Origin of the sequence: Nonomuraea sp. NPDC049649, from assembly GCF_040675175.1 — a bacterium.
Classification (GTDB): Bacteria; Actinomycetota; Actinomycetes; order Streptosporangiales; family Streptosporangiaceae; genus Nonomuraea.
On sequence record NZ_JBFAOH010000015.1, the window covers coordinates 133,416 to 150,236 of the forward strand.

At 69.1% G+C, this 16,821-nt stretch carries 14 protein-coding genes and 1 pseudogene; 10 read left to right on the forward strand and 5 right to left on the reverse strand.

The features are described from left to right. Positions 1-77: 77 nt before the first annotated feature. Positions 78-1,556, reverse strand: coding sequence for an NAD-dependent succinate-semialdehyde dehydrogenase (locus AB0J42_RS20795; RefSeq protein ID WP_364296708.1), 1,479 nt, complete (start codon positions 1,554-1,556; stop codon positions 78-80). A gap of 297 nt (positions 1,557-1,853) precedes the next feature. Between AB0J42_RS20795 and AB0J42_RS20800 the strand changes: the two genes are divergently transcribed. The 4 genes from AB0J42_RS20800 to AB0J42_RS20815 all read left to right on the forward strand — a co-directional run bounded on the left by AB0J42_RS20800 (position 1,854) and on the right by AB0J42_RS20815 (position 5,577). Next, positions 1,854-2,636, forward strand: a complete 783-nt coding sequence (locus AB0J42_RS20800; protein WP_364296710.1) for an electron transfer flavoprotein subunit beta/FixA family protein — start codon at positions 1,854-1,856, stop codon at positions 2,634-2,636. 13 nt (positions 2,637-2,649) lie between these two features. Continuing rightward, a complete protein-coding gene (locus AB0J42_RS20805; protein ID WP_364296712.1) occupies positions 2,650-3,627 on the forward strand; it encodes an electron transfer flavoprotein subunit alpha/FixB family protein in 978 nt (325 codons plus the stop codon). Positions 3,628-3,709: 82 nt separating this feature from the next. Continuing rightward, a complete protein-coding gene (locus AB0J42_RS20810; RefSeq protein ID WP_364296714.1) occupies positions 3,710-4,558 on the forward strand; it encodes a 3-hydroxyacyl-CoA dehydrogenase family protein in 849 nt (282 codons plus the stop codon). 80 nt (positions 4,559-4,638) lie between these two features. Continuing rightward, positions 4,639-5,577 carry a hypothetical protein gene (locus AB0J42_RS20815; protein WP_364296716.1) on the forward strand — a complete coding sequence of 313 codons (939 nt, stop codon included), beginning with the start codon at positions 4,639-4,641 and terminating at the stop codon, positions 5,575-5,577. Positions 5,578-5,691: 114 nt separating this feature from the next. On the opposite strand, the gene AB0J42_RS20820 is transcribed toward AB0J42_RS20815, so the two are convergent. Beyond that, positions 5,692-6,945 carry an acyl-CoA dehydrogenase family protein gene (locus tag AB0J42_RS20820; RefSeq protein ID WP_364296718.1) on the reverse strand — a complete coding sequence of 418 codons (1,254 nt, stop codon included), beginning with the start codon at positions 6,943-6,945 and terminating at the stop codon, positions 5,692-5,694. Positions 6,946-6,958: 13 nt separating this feature from the next. Continuing rightward, on the reverse strand, positions 6,959-8,077 hold the full coding sequence (locus tag AB0J42_RS20825; RefSeq protein ID WP_364296720.1) for an acyl-CoA dehydrogenase family protein: 1,119 nt from the start codon (positions 8,075-8,077) through the stop codon (positions 6,959-6,961). A gap of 226 nt (positions 8,078-8,303) precedes the next feature. Here AB0J42_RS20825 and AB0J42_RS20830 point away from each other — a divergent pair, with 226 nt between their 5' ends. The 3 genes from AB0J42_RS20830 to AB0J42_RS20840 all read left to right on the forward strand — a co-directional run bounded on the left by AB0J42_RS20830 (position 8,304) and on the right by AB0J42_RS20840 (position 11,542). Next, positions 8,304-9,215 (forward strand): MoxR family ATPase, encoded by a 912-nt coding sequence (locus AB0J42_RS20830; RefSeq protein WP_364296722.1) that lies wholly within the window; start codon positions 8,304-8,306, stop codon positions 9,213-9,215. A gap of 34 nt (positions 9,216-9,249) precedes the next feature. After that, positions 9,250-10,653, forward strand: coding sequence for a VWA domain-containing protein (locus tag AB0J42_RS20835; protein WP_364296724.1), 1,404 nt, complete (start codon positions 9,250-9,252; stop codon positions 10,651-10,653). An 88-nt stretch (positions 10,654-10,741) separates the two neighbouring features. Further along, entirely contained in the window at positions 10,742-11,542 is an 801-nt protein-coding gene (locus AB0J42_RS20840) for a crotonase/enoyl-CoA hydratase family protein (protein ID WP_364296726.1), read from the forward strand. Between the two features lie 100 nt (positions 11,543-11,642). Here the strand turns inward: AB0J42_RS20840 and AB0J42_RS20845 are convergent, their stop codons facing one another. Then, positions 11,643-12,413, reverse strand: coding sequence for an SDR family NAD(P)-dependent oxidoreductase (locus AB0J42_RS20845; protein ID WP_364296727.1), 771 nt, complete (start codon positions 12,411-12,413; stop codon positions 11,643-11,645). Between the two features lie 166 nt (positions 12,414-12,579). Here AB0J42_RS20845 and AB0J42_RS20850 point away from each other — a divergent pair, with 166 nt between their 5' ends. Beyond that, entirely contained in the window at positions 12,580-13,749 is a 1,170-nt protein-coding gene (locus AB0J42_RS20850) for a thiolase family protein (protein ID WP_364296729.1), read from the forward strand. Between the two features lie 108 nt (positions 13,750-13,857). Here AB0J42_RS20850 and AB0J42_RS20855 read toward each other — a convergent pair whose 3' ends face one another. Further along, the gene (locus AB0J42_RS20855) at positions 13,858-15,276 is read right to left on the reverse strand and encodes an amidohydrolase family protein (protein ID WP_364296731.1); all 1,419 of its coding nucleotides are present in this window, start codon (positions 15,274-15,276) and stop codon (positions 13,858-13,860) included. A gap of 123 nt (positions 15,277-15,399) precedes the next feature. Between AB0J42_RS20855 and AB0J42_RS20860 the strand changes: the two genes are divergently transcribed. Continuing rightward, on the forward strand, positions 15,400-16,233 hold the full coding sequence (locus AB0J42_RS20860) for an enoyl-CoA hydratase-related protein (RefSeq protein WP_364296733.1): 834 nt from the start codon (positions 15,400-15,402) through the stop codon (positions 16,231-16,233). Between the two features lie 142 nt (positions 16,234-16,375). Beyond that, positions 16,376-16,821 (forward strand): annotated as a pseudogene (locus AB0J42_RS20865) (Fe-S oxidoreductase); the annotation flags it as partial.

The following is a 16,821-nucleotide window of genomic DNA, read 5'->3' on the forward strand; positions in this document are numbered from 1 at the left end:
GAGCCCGGCCGCTGGGAGATCGGGCATGCGAGAAGCCCGGCCCGCCACGGCTACGAGCGGGGCCGGGCCTCGTGCGGTCACAGCGCCAGACCGACCAGCTTCGTCTCCAGGTATTCGGTGATGCCCTCCTGGGCGCCCTCCCTGCCGAGGCCGCTCTCTTTCATCCCGCCGAACGGCGCTGCGGCCGATGTCGGGTTGATGTCGTTGATGCCGACGATGCCGAACCGCAACGCCTCGGAGACGCGCATCGCCCGGCTGATGTCCCGGGTGTAGACGTACGACGCCAGTCCATAGGTGGTGTCGTTCGCCATCTCGACGACCTCCTTCTCATCGTCGAAGACGACGATGGGGGCGATCGGGCCGAACGTCTCCTCACGGTAGATGCGCATGTCAGGGGTGACCCCGGTCAGGATGGTCGGCGCGAAGAAGTAGCCGCCGTCCACCTCCTCACCGGCGAGCCGCTGGCCGCCGCAGACCAGTTCGGCCCCCTTCGCGACCGCGTCGGAGACCTGAGCCGCCATCCGCTCCCAGGCGGAGGCGTCGATGAGCGGCCCGATGGCGACGCCCTCGGTGAGGCCCGAGCCGGCGCGGAGCGCGGTCACCCGGTCGCGCAGTACTTCGATGAACGTCTCGCTGATCGAGCGGTGCACGAAGATCCGATTCGGGCAGATGCAGGCCTGCCCGGTGTTGAGGAACTTCACCAGCGCGGCGCCCTTGGCTGCGTGCGCGGGGTCGGCGTCCTCGAAGACGATGAAGGGCGCGTGTCCGCCCAGTTCGAGGGAGACCCGCTTCATCTGGTCGGCGGCGCCGCGGGCGAGCAGTTTGCCGACCTCCGTCGAGCCGGTGAAGGTGAGCTTGGCGACGTTCCGGTCGGTGAGGAAGACCTCGCCGACCGAGGCCGGGCTGTCGGAGGTCACGAGATTGGCGACACCGGCGGGGAGTCCGACCTCGTCGAGGATCCGGAATACCTCGATCGCGCAGAGCGGCGTCTGCTCGGCCGGCTTGAGCACGATCGTGCACCCCGCGGCCAGGGCAGGGGCGAGCTTACGCGTGATCATGGAGATCGGATAGTTCCACGGCGTGATCGCCCCGACCACACCGACCGGCTGCCGCATCACCAGGAAGCGCTGGTCGGGGCGGGCGGACGGGATGGTCTGGCCGTAGACGCGCTTGGCCTCCTCGGCGAACCAGATCAGGAAGTCCGCGGCGTACTTGACCTCGATGCGCGCGGCACGCAGCGGCTTGCCCTGCTCGGAGGTGAGCACCCTGGCCAACTCCTCCTGCCGGGACATCATCACCTCGTACGCCCGGTAGAGGTAGTCGGCCCGGTCGTAGGCCGTCCGGGCCGCCCATCCGGGGAAGGCGTCACTCGCAGCGGCCACGGCGGCGGCGGCGTCACCGGCGTCACCGGCGGAGACATCGCAGATCCACGCCCCCGTCGCGGGGTCGGTCACCGGGAACGTGCCCCCAGACGCGGAAGGGCGCCATGTGCCGCCGACGTACAGCGACGCGATATCGGAGGCGGTTTCCGGGCGCGGGTTCGAAGCAGTGGTCATGGTTGTGCCTCCAGGCATCCCTCACGGAAATCTTTCAAACTATGTCGACGGTCGCGCGCGGCATTGTGAGTGTTGACCCTAGCATTATGCTTCGATAGATTCATAACTATAAGATTCATGAAGTAGGAGCGGCTTGCGTAGCAGGTGTTCATGGCCGCGCAGGCGTGAATCGTGTGCCGCACCTGCCGGCTGTCGTCCCCCGCGGACATGCGGCCCGACAAGACCGCGGGCACCCCACTGACCAGGCGGACCATCTGATCCCCGCGGGGACGCTCGCCTATGAAGGAGTAGACCGTCGTGCTGAGAGTCGTCACACTCGTCAAATACACGCCTGATCCAACGGGCGACGTAGGCTTCGCCGACGACGGCACGGTGGACCGGGCCGCCGTCGACGGCCAGCTCTCCGAGCTGGACGAGTACGCCGCCGAGCAGGCGCTGCGGCTCGCCGAGGAGGCCGGTGACGCCGAGGTCACCTACCTGACGATGGGCCCCTCCGACGCCGTCGGCGCGCTGCGCAAAGCCCTGGCCATGGGCGGGGACCGCGGAGTGCACATCCTGGACGACGCCCTGCACGGCTCGGACGTGATCGCCACATCCCGGGTGCTCGCCGCCGCGCTGAGCAAGCTGGACTACGACATCGTGCTGTGCGGCATGGCTTCCACCGACGCGGGAACCGGTGTGATTCCCGCCCTGCTGGCCGAACGGCTCGGCATCCCGCAGCTCACCTACGCCCAGAGCCTGGCGCTGAAGGACCGTACGGTGCGGATCGAACGCGAAACCGACGTCGCTGTGGAGACGGTGGAGGCGGAGCTGCCCGCGGTGGTGAGCGTCACCGACCGCAGCGGGGACGCTCGATACCCCTCGTTCAAGGGGATCATGGCGGCCAAGAAGAAGCCGGTCGAGACCTGGTCGCTCGCCGACCTCGAGGTGCCCGGGGACGAGGTCGGCCTGGGCGCCGCCCTGTCGGCCACCGTATCGGCCACCAAGCGGCCGCCCCGCCAGGCCGGTCCCAAGGTCGTAGACGAGGGCGAAGGGGGAGTGGCGCTCGCCGACTTCCTCGCCGCGCAGAAGTTCATCTGAGGAGGCCATCCCCATGTCTCACGTTCTCGTCCTGGTCGACGCGCCGGAGGGCGAAGTCCGCAAGTCCACGCTGGAACTGCTCACCCTCGCCCGCCGGTTCGGCCGGCCCGCGGCCGTCGTCCTCCAGGCGGCGGACCCCGCAGCGGTGGAGCAGCTCGGCCGATACGGCGCCGAGACCGTGTACGTCGTCGATGACCCCGCCGCACGGGACTTCCTGGTGGCGCCCACGGTGGACGCTCTGGCCCGGGTAGCGGGCGGGCTCCTGAAGTCCGGGGACCTGGCCGGCGTGCTGACCGGCTCGTCTCCGGACGCTAAGGACGTGGCGGCGCGGCTCGCGGTACGGCTCGGCTCCGGCGTGGTGACCGACGCCGTGAACGTCGAGGCAGGCGACGACGGTCGGCCGGTCGCCGTGCAGTCGGCCTTCGCCGCCTCCTACGTCGTACGGTCCCGGTTCCCCGCCGGAGTTCCGGTGATCGCGGTCAAGCCGAACGCGGTCACGCCGGAGGAAGCTCCGGTGGAGCCCGCCGTCGAGCAGGTCCAGATCTCCTTCACCGACCTGGGCAAGGGGGCGCGGATCACCTCGCGCACCCCGCGTGAAGCGTCCGGCCGCCCCGAACTGACCGACGCCTCCGTGGTGGTGGCCGGCGGCCGCGGCCTCGGCGGCGCCGAGGCGTTCGCACTGATCGAGCGGGTCGCCGACCAGCTCGGCGCCGCGGTCGGCGCGTCGCGGGCCGCGGTGGACGCCGGGTGGTACCCGCATAGCCACCAGATCGGCCAGACCGGCAAGACGGTCTCCCCGCAGCTCTATCTCGCCGCCGGAATCTCCGGTGCGATCCAGCACCGGGCAGGCATGCAGACCTCGAAGACGGTCGTCGTGGTGAACAAGGACCCGGACGCGCCGATCTTCGAACTCTCCGACTTCGGTGTCGTGGGAGACCTGCATGCGGTGCTGCCCCAGTTCTCGCAGGAGATCGACCGCCGACGTTCCTGAGGCGCTGCCATGCCGCGCCCGGCCTCCGGATACATGCGCTGAGCGGGCATCAGCCGGACAAATAGACACGACAGGAGAAAGCGTGCAAATCAAGAGCATTGGCGTGATCGGCGTCGGCACGATGGGGGCGGGCATCATGCAGGTCGCCGCTGCCACCGGGCTGGAAGTCGTCGGGGTCGAGCGCAACGACGCCGACGTCGAGGCGGCCAGGCAGCGACTGGAGGCCGGGTTCGCCAGGACGGCCGCCCGGGGAAAGATCACTGAGGCGCAGGCGGCCGAGGCGCTGGGCCGGGTGACGATCGCCACGGAACTCGACGCGGTGGCGCGGACAGACCTGGTGGTGGACGCGGTCTACGAGGACGTGGCGCTCAAGTGCGAACTCCTCGCTGAGATCGACAAGCTGGTGCCCGCGGAGACGATGATCGCCTCGAACACCTCGACCATTCCGCTGGTGATCCTCGCCGGGGCCACCAGCCGCCCCGAGCGGGTGGTGGGCCTGCACTTCTTCAACCCGGTGCCCGCGATGAAGCTGGTAGAGGTGATCCGCACGCCCGTGACCCTGGACGAGACGGTGGAGACGATCCGTGCCTTCGCCGTCGAACTGGGCAAGGAGCCGATCATCGTCAACGACGTGCCGGGCTTCGTCGGCAACCTGCTGATCGTGCCCTACCTGTGCGACGCGATCCGGGCGTACGAACGGGGCGTGGCCGACATGGAGTCGATCGACTCTGTCATCAAGCTCGGCTTCAACCACCCGATGGGCCCCTTCGCCCTGAGTGACCTGATCGGCCTGGACATCGTGCACGACATGGCCGCCTCCATGTACGAGGAGTACAAGGAGCCGAGGTACTACCCGCCTACCCTGCTCAAGCAGTATGTCCGGCTCGGCTGGCTGGGCCGCAAGACAGGGCGGGGGTTCTACACCTACTGAACCTGAGGTAACCGCGCAGGAGAGTGCTCTCGCAGCCTGTCCCAGCCGTCCGCATCCCAACAGAGATAGGAGAGGCCCCCGTGCAGAAGCAAGTCAAGAAGACCGGCGATTACGGCATCGGACTCATGATCCACTCGGTCCACATGACCGACGACGTGCCGACGCTGAACAAGTTCTACGAAGAGGTGTTCGGCGGCCTGGTGTACATGGGCGTGGACGAGCCCAACTTCCTGGAGGTCGAGGACCGCTGGGCCGGCCTGATCATGATCAGCGATCTGTGCATCGAGACCATGGCCCCGAACTTCCCGGTCAACGCCGCCAAGCCGGTCGGCAAGTTCTACACGAAGTACGGTCAGCACCTGCACTCCGTCGGCTACAAGGTCGACGACCTGGTGGGGCTGGGCAACCACCTGATCCAACAGGGCGTCTACATCGGCCGCCCCGGCGGGGGCAAGCTCGAGGAGATGGCCCCGGAGACCGTCTACTTCTTCCCGAGCCCTCGGGACATGGCCGGCTTGATGGTAGAGCTGTGCGCCATCGACATGCCCAACGACCCGCGCCAGCTCGAAACCTGGTCGTCACAGGTGAAGATGTGGGAGTACGGCCACCCGCTGACGATCAAGCGGCTCGCGCACATCACCCTCGGCGTGAGGGATCTCGACGCGGCGGTGGACACGTACGTGGGCAAAATCCAGGCAGTGCCGGTCGCCAAGGGGATCGACGACGAGCTCCAGACCCGTTATGAGATCGTCCAGCTCGGCGACTGCCTGCTGCAGCTCGCCCAGCCGCTCAGCGAGGACTCCCATCTCGGTGAGCATGTCGCCAAGTGGGGCGACATGATCTACGGAATCACGTTCCGCGTGGTCGATCTGGACTCCGCCGAAAACTGGCTGAACCGCAAGAACATCCGCACTCGCCGGATCAGGCCCACCCTGCTCGCCGCGGAGCCGGAGGACTGCTTCGGCGCTCCGTACTTCTTCACGACGGAGGCCATTCCGAACGACCCGTTCGATTCCTGAGCGCGCATCCCACAACGGCTTCCGCGGCACGCTACCTTCGCCCGCTGTTTCAAGAAACCACGAGAAGGCCGGCTCCTCAGAGGAGCCGGCCTTCTCGTCCTCCGGGCGTACGGTTCAGGAGGTGCGGCCCTGCGGCACCTGGCTGAACGGCACATCGCGGTCGGCGGCGAACTCGCGTGGCATGCCGAGCACGCGCTCGCTGATGATGTTCCGGGCCATCTCGGTGCTCCCGCCGCCGAGGCTGGTCGACTGGCGGGTCAGGTAGCTCTCGCCGTACCGGAGTGGGCCGTCCTCGCCGACGACGCCGGTGACTGCGGCCGAGCCGGCGATCTGCAGGCCGACGTCGGCGTTCTTCCAGTCGGTCTCCGCGTGGAACAGCCGGATGATCGACGAGGCGCTATCGGGCAGGTGGCCGCGGGTGATGCCTCCGGTGACCCGGTCGATGAGCTGGTCCTGCACCCGCTGATGGGCGACGGCCTCGCCGAGCAGCTCCCGCACCCGGGGGTCCTCGGCCGTGCCGGTCTTCCTGACGAGGTCCACCAGGTCGAAGTTCGACGTCACCAGGTTGGGGCGGCCGACACCGCTGACGTACGGCGAGCCGCCGCCGACGGCGGTGCGCTCGTAGAAGAGCTGCCGGGAGGCGACCGCCCAGCCGTTGTTGACCTCGCCCACCACCGCGTCGGCCGGGACCATGACGTTGTCGAAGAACTCCTCGCAGAACTCCGTGGAGCCGTTGACCATCTTGATGCGGCGCAGCGTGACGCCCGGCTGGTTGACCTTGACCAGGAACATGGTCAGCCCGCGGTGCTTGGGGGCGTCCCAGTCGGTGCGAGCCAGCAGGAGGCCGTAGTCGGCGGCGTACGCGCTGGTGCTCCAGGTCTTCGCGCCGTTGATCACCCACATGTCGCCGTCGCGGGTGGCCCGGGTGATCACGCCGGCCAGGTCGGAGCCGCCGCGCGGCTCGCTGAGGAACTGCACCAGCACCTCGTCGCCGCGGATGGCAGCGGAGATGCGCTCCCGCTTCTGCTGCTCACTGCCCATGTCGAGGATCGTCGGCGCGCAGATCGAGAAGGTGGGGATGTTGAGCAGCAGAGGCATCTCGTACCCCTCTGACTCCTCGTTGAAGGCACGCTGGTGGGCCGGCGTCAGACCCAGGCCGCCGTACTCCTTGGGGAAGCAGATCCCGGCGAAGCCTCCCGCGTACAGCATCTTCTGCAGCTCACGGGCGCGCAGCCACTCCACGTCGTCGTCCTCGCCGATGCGGAGGGGCGGCTTGTCCTCGAGCTTCGGCATGTTCTCCTTGAGCCAGGCGCGGGCCCGGAGGCGGAACGATTCGACGTCTTCCATCTCGTCGAGCTGGTCAGTCATGTCGGCTTCCCTTTCAGACCTCAAGGATGTCGGCGATCCTGCGGCGGTGCTCCTCCGGCGTGCCGTACAGCGCGCGGTTCACCGTGACCCTGCGCAGGTAGAGGTGGAGGTCGTGCTCCCAGGTGACCCCGATGCCGCCGTGGAGCTGCACGCAGTCCTGGATGATCTCGACGGAGCGCTGTCCCACGTACGACTTGGCGACGCTGATCAGCTCGGCCGCGTCGGGGGAGCCTTCCTGGACGGCGCGGGCGGCCGCGCCCGAAGTGGCATGGCAAGCCTCCAGCCAGGTCTTCATGTCGGCGAACCGGTGCTTCAGCGCCTGGTACGACGCGAGCGGGCGGCCGAAGGAGTAGCGGTCGAAGGCCCACTGCACGGTGAACTCGAAGACGCGGTCCACCGCGCCGGTGCTCTCCGCGCACTGCAGGACCACGGCGACCTGGAGCTGACGCTCGATCGTCGCGGGGGTGGTCTCCACGCTGCCGACGACAGCGGCGGCCGGGATCTCGACCCCCTCCAGGCGCACCTCTCCGAAGCGGCGCACGAGGTCCAGGCTCGCGGACGGGACGACGGTGACGCCGTCGGCCGTCGCGTCCACCAGGAACTGCAGCGGTCCGCTGTCGGTCTGCGCGGTCACCAGGAACAGGTCCGCCTGCCCTGCGGCCTCCACCCGATCCTTGACGCCGTCGAGCACATAGGCGTCGCCCTTGGCGCGCGCGGTCACGGCGGGCCGGTCCGGCCGCCACCCGGCACCCGGCTCGTAGACGGCCCACGACGCCACGGCCTCACCGGAGACCAGTCGCTCGATCGTCTCCTCGTGCCCGCCCGCGTGAACCAGTCCGGCGATCACCGCGTTCGTGGCCAGCAGCGGCCCGGGGGTGACCAAGCGGCCCATCTCCTCGGCCACGATGGCCAGGTCCATCAGGCCCTGCCCGGAGACGCTGCCCCCGCCCAGTTCCTCCGGGACCAGCATGGCCGCCCAGCCGAGCTCGGCTCCCCGGCTCCACCAGTCGCGGTCGAAGCCCGCCGCATCCTCGGCCAGCTCCCGCACCCGGGTCAGTGGGGCCTCGTTGTCGAGGAACTTCTTGCTGGTGGTGCGGAAGAGCTTCTGATCCGCCGTCAGATCGAGATCCATACGGGCTCCCTCACTCTGGTGCTCCCACTCACTCGTAAACGGATTCGATGATTCTAGAAGTATCATCGCCAGTAAGGAAGCCCCGGGGTGGACCTGTCCGCTACGAGCAGGACATATCACACGTTGTGATCGCGTGTCGGTGGCCTCCGCTGGGTTGACTGTCGACTATCGTGCTGGATAATTTGATAGATGGCGAACTATTTAAGTCTGTAGAAGGTGGCCGCTGATGACGACACAGGAGACCTGGCCCTCCACGCCCACGTCCTTCACCTCCATGGCGGACACCGCGGATCGGCTGCGCGCGGTCGGTTACCTGGCGGACCGGCAGATCGCCGGGACCGTCTTCCTCGCCGCCAGGCTGGGCAAGCCGTTGCTGGTCGAGGGGCCGGCGGGGACTGGGAAGACCGAGCTGGCCAAGTCGGTCGCCGGGGCGAGCGGCGCCCGGCTGATCCGGCTGCAGTGCTACCAGGGCCTCGACGAGGCGAAGGCGCTGTACGAATGGGACTACCGCAAGCAACTCCTGCGCGTCCAGGCCGCCTCCGGCTCGGATGGCCCTTCGGGCGAAGGCTGGGACGCGGTCGAGGGAGACATCTTCAGCGAGCGCTTCCTGCTCACCCGGCCCCTGCTTGAGGCCATCAGGGCCGAGGACGACGTGGTCCTGCTGATCGACGAAGTGGACCGCCTCGACGTGGAGACCGAGGCTCTGCTGCTGGAGATCCTCTCCGACTTCCAGGTGTCCATTCCCGAACTGGGCACCATCCGGGCCAGGCGGCGGCCGCTGGTCGTGCTCACCTCCAACGATTCGCGTGAGCTGTCCGAGGCGCTCAAACGGCGCTGTCTCTACCTGCATGTCGGCTACCCGTCCGCCGAGCGGGAGCGGGAGATCGTGCTGGCCCGGGTTCCCGGGATCAGCGAGGAACTGGCCACCGGTATCGCGGAGACCATCAGATCGCTGCGCGCGCTGGACCTGAAGAAGAGGCCGTCGGTGTCGGAGACCCTGGACTGGGCGCACACGCTCGTCCTGCTCGGATCCGACGTGATCTCCCCGGACACCGTCGGCGAGCATCTGAACGTGCTGCTCAAGCATCGCTCGGACATCGAGCTGGCGGCCAAGGAACTGGGTGTGAACCCGGCATGACCGCCTCGGCTCGCGATCCATGGGGGGAGGCGCCGTGCTCGCGGCCGTCGAGGGGCTGATCGCGGAACTCCGCGCGATCGGCGTCCCGGTCTCGCTCAGCGAGGGCATCGACGCCGTCCGTGTACTGCCGCACGTGCGGCTCGGTGACCGTGAGGAGGTCAGAGTCGCGCTGCGTGCCGCCCTGGTCAAGCGGCACGAGCACGAGCACGCTTTCGACACGGTCTTCGACCTGTTCTTCTCCCCGGCGGCTGCGCCGCCGGCCGACCCTGAAGAGGAGGAGCTCCGGGAAACGCCGGGGGCGCCAGGGGCGATGGCGCCGGGGGAGAGCATCGCTACGCTGGACGACGAGCGCCTGATCGGGCTGCTGGTCGAGGCGCTGCGCGCGGAGGACTTCACCACGGTCCGCTTGATCGCGGGGATCTTCGTGGACCGGCACGCCAGGATCGAGCCCGGCCGTCCGGTCGGCGGCACGTACTACCTGTTCCGCACCATGCTCGCGATCGATCAGGACGCGCTGCTGGGCCGGCTGCTCGACGATTCCTACGACGAAGGGCCGGATGGCGCGCTGGCCCGTCGCCTCGCGGTGGACCGGGCCGAGTGGCTGATCGACCGCCTGCGTTCGGAGGTGGAAGCGCAGATCCGCAGGCGGCTGGTCGCCGACCGGGGCGCGGAGGCGGTGGCCAAGACACTGCGCACCCCGCTGCCGCAGGACATGGATTTCCTCACGACCGCACAGAAGGAACTCGCACCGCTCCGGGCGACCGTGCGGCCGCTCGCCAGGACGCTGGCCGCCCGCCTGGCCCGGCGCCGCGAGCACCTGCGACGCGGCAACCTGGACTTTCGCCGCACCGTGCGACGGTCGATGTCCACTGGAGGAGTGCCTGCTCAGCCGGTCTTCCGCAGGCCCCGCGTCGCCAAGCCCGAGCTCATGGTGATCGCCGACATCTCCGGATCGGTGGCGGCGTTCGCCACCTTCACGCTTCTGCTCGTGGACGCGCTGCGTTCGGAGTTCGCCGCCGTCCGGACGTTCGTTTTTGTGGACGGCGTCGACGAGGTGACCTCGGTGCTCGCCCAGGCGTCCGACATCGCGGAGGCCACCGCCAAGATCAACGCGGCGGGCAGCGGGGTCTGGTTGGACGGGCGTTCCGACTACGGGAACGTGCTGGAGACGTTCTGGGAGCGCTGGGGGCAGCAGGTGACCGCCCGGACCACCGTGGTGGTGCTCGGCGACGCCAGGTCCAATTACCACGCGCCACGCGCCGAGGCCCTGCAGGCGATCGCCCGTCGCGCGGGTCACCTCTACTGGCTGAACCCGGAGCCGGCCGGCGCGTGGGACAGCGGCGACTCCGTCATGAGCGCGTATGCCGAGCACTGCGACGAGGTCTTCGAGTGCCGCAACGTCCGGCAGCTCAAGGCGTTCGTGGACCGGCTCGGTTGATCGCACGCCACCTGCCGACGATTCAACTGTAATACTTACGATAACTCTAACGATCAGGTGGGCAGTCGCCCGCCTCCTAGGAGGTTCTGTGAGCAGGAGCCAGGAAACGCAGGATGTTCTCGTCGAGCGGCGCGGTCACGTCATGGTCATTACGATCAACCGCCCCGAGGCTCGCAACGCCGTCAACGAGGCCGTCTGTGTGGGCGTCGGCGACGCTCTCGAGGAGGCCGAGCACGATATCGACGTCCGGGCGGTGGTGCTGACAGGCGCGGGCGATCGGGCGTTCTGCGCGGGTGCCGATCTCAAGGCCATCGCCCGCGGCGAACGGATCATCCCGGAGGGCCGGGAGGCGTGGGGGCTTGCCGGTTTCGTCGGGCACTACATCAGCAAGCCGACCATCGCCGCCGTCAACGGAGCCGCACTGGGCGGCGGTACCGAGATCGCGCTGGCCGCCGACCTCATCGTGGCCGCGGACACCGCGGTCTTCGGGCTGCCCGAGGTGAAGCGCGGGCTGGTGGCCGGAGCGGGCGGCGCGTTCCGGCTGGTCCAGCAGGTGCCACTGCGGGCCGGGCTGGAGATGCTGCTGACCGGCGACCCCATCACAGCCGCCCGCGCGCTGGAACTGAACCTCGTCAACCGGGTGGTCCCCGCGGGCAAGGTCCTGGACGAGGCCCTCGCCCTGGCTGAGAAGATCGCCTCCAACGCGCCGCTGTCCGTACGGGCGTCCAAGCGGATCGCCCTCGGCTACCAGGGGACGGACCGGCCGGCGGACGCGCCGCTGTGGGAGCTGACCCGCAAGGAGGGCGAGTCGGTGACCGGGTCGCTGGACGCCAAGGAGGGCCCGCGCGCGTTCGCGGAGAAGCGCGCCCCGGTCTGGCAGGGCCGCTGACCCATCGTCCGCGCGCCGCTGATGGGCGCGCGGACGGCAGGGAGAAACGGAAGAGGGCCGGTCGGCGGTGATCCGCCGGCCGGCCCTCTCCATGCGCTGGCTACTTCAGGTTGAACCGCTGTGCGCCGTCGATGCGGATGACCTCACCGTTCAGGTAGTCGTTCTCCGCGATGTGCAGGGCGAGGCGGGCATACTCGTCGGCCCGGCCCATGCGCTTGGGGTTGGGCACACCGGGGCCCCACTTGGCCTGCGCCTCCGCCTCCTCCATCCGGTACGCCGGGGTGAAGAAGGTTCCGGGGGCGATGCACATGACCCGGATGCCCACCGGGGCGAGGTCGCGTGCAGCGGTCAGGTTCATGCCGATGACACCGCCCTTGGCCGCCGAGTAGTCGGACTGCCCGACCTGACCCTCGTACCCCGCGATGCTCGCCGTGGTGATCACGACGCCGCGCTGGCCGGAATCCAGCGGCTCGTTCTGCGCCATGACCGCTGCGGCCCGGCTGAGCACGGTGAACGTGCCGGTCAAGAAGATCTCGACCGTGCGCCGGAAGGTGTCCACCGGATACGGCTGGCCCTCGCGGTTGAGGATTCGCGCCGCGGCCGCCGGGCCGCCGTGGACGATGACGGCCACGCGCAGCGGGCCCAGCTCGGAGGCGACGGCCAGGGCGTCCTGGACCGACTCCTCGCTGGTCACATCGGTCCTGACGAAGCGGACGCTCTCGCCGAGGTCGTCCGCGAGAGCCTTGCCCCGGTCCTCGGCCACGTCGGCGATGACGACCTTGGCACCCGCCCCCACAAGCCGGCGCACTGTGGCCTCCCCGAAGCCTCCTGTGCCGCCCGTGACGATGGCTGACGCACCTGAAAGATCCATGTGGCCTCCTGCGTTATGGCTGCCCGCGCTTGCGGGAGCGCTTCAGACAATGCATTGAAAATTTTACATGTATCGAGAGATTAATCTACGATCGGGGAGCACGTTGTGTTGGACGGTGGTCCTTCACCACGTGACGACCCCCATCTAGGGCCCTGCGAGGTGCACCGTGCCTGAAGCCGTGATCGTGAGCGCTGTCCGTACCGCTATCGGTACCGCTAGAAAGGGCTCGCTCAGCGAGACCAGAGCCGAGTTCCTGGCCGAGCAGATCGTCCGCGCCGCGGTCGGCCGCTCCGGTCTCTCCCACGAGAAGATCGATGATGTGATCCTGGCGGAGTCGCTCTACGGCGGCGGCGACCTCGCCCGGTACGCGGCCGTAGCGGCCGGGATGACCGGTGTCGCCGGCCAGGCCATCAACCGGCACTGCGCGGGCAGCCTCACCGCCGTGGGCAACGCCGCCGGGTCGATCCGCGCGGGCATGGACGCGGCGATCGTCGCCGGAGGCGTCCAGTCCTCCTCACTCGCCCCCAAGCTGGTGTGGCGGGTCCCCGGCACCGCCGACGAGACCTATGAGGGCATGGCGCCCACCTTCCCGTACACCGAGGACGCCACCGACGACGTGAGCATCAACGTCGGCTGGAACGTCGCCAAGGAGGCGGGGATCACCCGCGAGGAGATGGACGCCTGGGCGTTCCGCTCCCACCAGCGCGCCGTCGCCGCCACCGACGCGGGGAAGTTCGCTGACGAGATCGTCCCGATCCCCGTGACCAAGGCCGACGGCTCCGTGGTCGAGTTCGCCGTGGACGAGCACCCGCGGCGGAACTCCACCCTGGAGAAGTTGGCCTCGCTGAAGCCGCTGCACCCGGAGATCGAGGGCTTCTCGATCACCGCGGGCAACGCCAGCGGTGTCAACGACGCCGCCGCCGCTCTCACCGTCGTGGCGGACGACCTCGCCGCTTCCGAGGGCCTCGACACGCTGGCGACGGTCCGGGCCTGGGCCGCCGTCGGCGTCGAGCCGCGCCGCACCGGCATGGCCGCGGTCGAGGTGATCCCGCTGGTGCTCAAGCGGGCCGGGCTCGACGTCGGCGACGTGGCGCTCTGGGAGATCAACGAGGCGTTCGCCTCGGTTCCCGTGGCGGCCTGCAAGCTCCTCGGCCTGGACGAGGAGAAGGTCAACATCTTCGGCAGCGGTTGCAGCCTGGGTCACCCCGTCTCGGCGTCCGGCGCCCGGATGCTGACCACCCTGGTCCACGAGCTCCGCCGCCGCGGTGGCGGCATCGGCGTGGCCGCCATGTGCGCAGGCGGCGGCCAGGGCGGCGCTGTGGTCATCGAGGTGTGACAGGCGCCTCGACATGATCAACCCGGCGGGGATCGGTTGCTTCACCCGCCGGGTCTTTCATGTCCACACGGCAGGTCGCGCAACAGGCCACCGCCGCACCGGCATGACCTACGCGACCGGCTCGCCGTCGATGAAGACTGTCCGTACGAGACGACTGCAGGGGGCGCGCAGCGCTTCCGCCAGCGGCAGGTGGAGCACGGTGAGGTCGGCCGCAACGCCGGGACGCACCCGCCGTGGCGGACCGCCGGGGTCGGCGGTCGGCGCCAGGTAGGCGTCGAGCGCCCGGCGCGGGCTGATCCGCTCTTCCGGACCCGCCACCCGGCCGCCCGGGACGCGGCGCTCCGCTGCCGCCGCGATCACAGCCCACGGGTCGATCGGCCCGTACGGAGCGTCGCTGGACAGCGCGACCGGCACCCCCGCGGTGGCCAGCGAGGCGCACCGGTAGAGGTCGGCGTGGTCGGCGGCGGGCAGGCCGCGCAGGAAGTCGTCCCCTCGATCCGTCAGGAATCCGGGCTGGGTGACCACGCGCAGCCGCCGCCTGGCCAGCTCCGGGACGAGCTCGGCTGGGACCAGCGCCGCGTGTTCCACCCGGTCGCCGTCCAGCGGGCCCGCGTCCTCCAACGCGGCCAGAAAGACGATCAGCGCCTCACGGGTGACACAGTGCGCCGCGACCGGCCGCCCCACCGCATGCGCGCGCCGTATCCGCTCGGTCAGCTCGTCCAGGTCCGGCAGCCCTGAGTCCGCGATCACGATCTTGTACGGTCCCACGCCGAGCGGTTCCGGTGGCATGGTGTCCAAGGGCACACCGAGAAGTCGTACGCGCTGGAGCAGTGCGCCGTTCCGGGCCGCTTCGGCGATCGCGGCGATCGCACCGGGAGCCAGGTCGGGGGTGGCGTCCGTGACCGACGTGACGCCAAGCCCGGCCAGTTCCGCGCCGGCCTGAGAGAGATCCGGGGGCCGCGCCGGCGGCAACCTGTCCCGCAGCCAGTCGTCCGCGCGCCACAGGCGTCCGGTGGGCCGCCCGTCGTCGCCGCGCTCGACCCCCGGATGGTCCGCTGTGGACAGACCGGTCGCGGCCATCGCCGCGCTGTTCAGCATCCACATCGCGCCGCTGCGGTGCTGCACGCGGACCGGGCCTCGTGGTCCCAGCCGGTCGAGGGCCTCGGCGTCCAGATCTCCGGCCACGGTCTCGATGTATCCGACGCCCCGGACCCAGCCGTGCTCGTCCGGCACGGCGGCGGCGAGTGCGGCGGCCAGCCCGGAGGCGGAGGTGACTTCGGGAGGGCCGCAGACGATGGAGGCCTGTCTGGCGGCCAGAGCGTGCAGGTGGAGGTGGTGGTCGGCCAGGCCGGGCAGCACCGCGCCGCCGTCGCAGCGGATCTCCTCCTCGCCGGTCTGCCTCGGTAGGGCCGGGCCGATCTCGACGACCCTTCCCTGGGCGATTCGGACATCGGCCCTGGTGGCGCCGTCGAGTTCGGCGTCGCGCAGCAGCAGGGCGGTGCGGTCGTGGGAGTGGGGTGGCGGCACGCCCAGACCATACCTGTCGTCCCAGGAGGACGGCTGTTCGCTTGCTGGCAGGAGTGGTGGCCCAGCTTGTCGTAAGACATTCGGTATGGCTTACAATTAGGATTTCTGCTTAGGAGGGCTGCCTTGACTTCAGAGACCTCTGCCTGGGCGAGTGCCGGACTCGACTTCAGCGTGAAGAACAACGTCGCGATCCTGACTCTCAACCGGCCACGGGTGAAAAACGCCGTTCATCATCCGCTGCGGAACGCGATCCTGGCAGCACTCGACGAGGTGCACCACAGCCCTGACATCCGCGCGGCCCTCATCACCGGAGCCGGCGGCGCCTTCAGTTCGGGCGCCGACCTGAGCCAGGCGGACCCCATCGAGATCCCGCCGGAGCGCCGGCGCGGCACCGACACCAACATCCGGCGCGAGGACGGCCTGGCCTATGGCTGGTGGCGGCTGATCCAGCGGGTCTGGGAGAACAGCAAGCCCATCGTCGCCGCCGTCGACGGTGCCGCTTACGGGTTCGGCTGCAACTTCGCGCTGGCCTGCGACCTGATCATCGCCGGAGAGTCGGCGCGCTTCTGTGAGATCTTCGTACAGCGTGGCCTGCCGCTGGAGGCCGGCGGCGCCTATCTGCTGACTCGCAGCGTCAGCCCCGTCCGAGCCAGGGAGATAGCTCTGTTCGGCGACCCGGTTCCGGGACGCCTCGCGGAGGAATGGGGCCTGGTGAACCGTTGCGTCCCCGACGATCAGGTGCTCACAGTCGCCACCGAGTGGGCTGAGCGGCTGGCCAGAGGGGCGACCATCAACATCGGGCACATCAAGTCGCAGATCAACGCCGGCCTCGACATGAACATCCAGCAGACCTGGCGCGACGAGGTGACCTACCTGGGCATCGGGGCGGGCTCCGATTCGGCCGAGGCGATGGCGGCGTTCAAGGAGAAGCGCCCACCCCGCTTCACCGGCCGCTGACATGACGAGAGCAGCAGAGAGATGACAAGCCTGTCGACCCCGTACGGCTGGGAAGGCGCCCCTACATGCACGGTGGCCGGCGTCGGGAACGCATCATGAAAGGGAGAAACTCGTGCTCTGGGTAGCCATCATCGGGCTCGTGATGACCGTCGCGGCGGTGGCCGTGGCGGGCCGCAGGGCCCTGTTCCTGTACAAGCTGGCCACGGTGGGCCAGCCTGCTCCTGAGCGCGTCGAGTATGCCAAGGCGAACGTGGGCGCTGAGGTCAAGGCGCAGCTGGTCGAGGTTTTCGGGCAGAAGAAGCTGCTGAAGTGGACGCCGTCGGGGGTGGCGCACTTCTTCGTGATGTGGGCGTTCTTCATTCTGCTGACCGTCTATATCGAGGCCTACGGTGCGATCATTCAGGGCGCGATCACCGGTAGGCCGAATTTCCACATCCCGTTGATCGGGCAGTGGCCGGTGCTCGGGTTCCTGCAGGACTTCATCGCCATCGCCTGTGTGCTCGGCCTGGTGGTGTTCGCGATCATCCGGGTGAAGGAGTCGCCGGCCAAGCTGGGCCGCGACTCCCGGTTCTCGGGCTCGCATCTGGG

Coding starts and splice junctions, on each gene's coding strand:
- AB0J42_RS20805 (WP_364296712.1), top strand. CDS start 2,650: ATGTCTCACGTTCTCGTCCTGGTCGACGCGCCGGAGGGCGAAGTCCGC.
- AB0J42_RS20830 (WP_364296722.1), top strand. CDS start 8,304: ATGACGACACAGGAGACCTGGCCCTCCACGCCCACGTCCTTCACCTCC.
- AB0J42_RS20845 (WP_364296727.1), bottom strand. CDS start 12,413: ATGGATCTTTCAGGTGCGTCAGCCATCGTCACGGGCGGCACAGGAGGC.
- AB0J42_RS20820 (WP_364296718.1), bottom strand. CDS start 6,945: ATGACTGACCAGCTCGACGAGATGGAAGACGTCGAATCGTTCCGCCTC.
- AB0J42_RS20795 (WP_364296708.1), bottom strand. CDS start 1,556: ATGACCACTGCTTCGAACCCGCGCCCGGAAACCGCCTCCGATATCGCG.
- AB0J42_RS20825 (WP_364296720.1), bottom strand. CDS start 8,077: ATGGATCTCGATCTGACGGCGGATCAGAAGCTCTTCCGCACCACCAGC.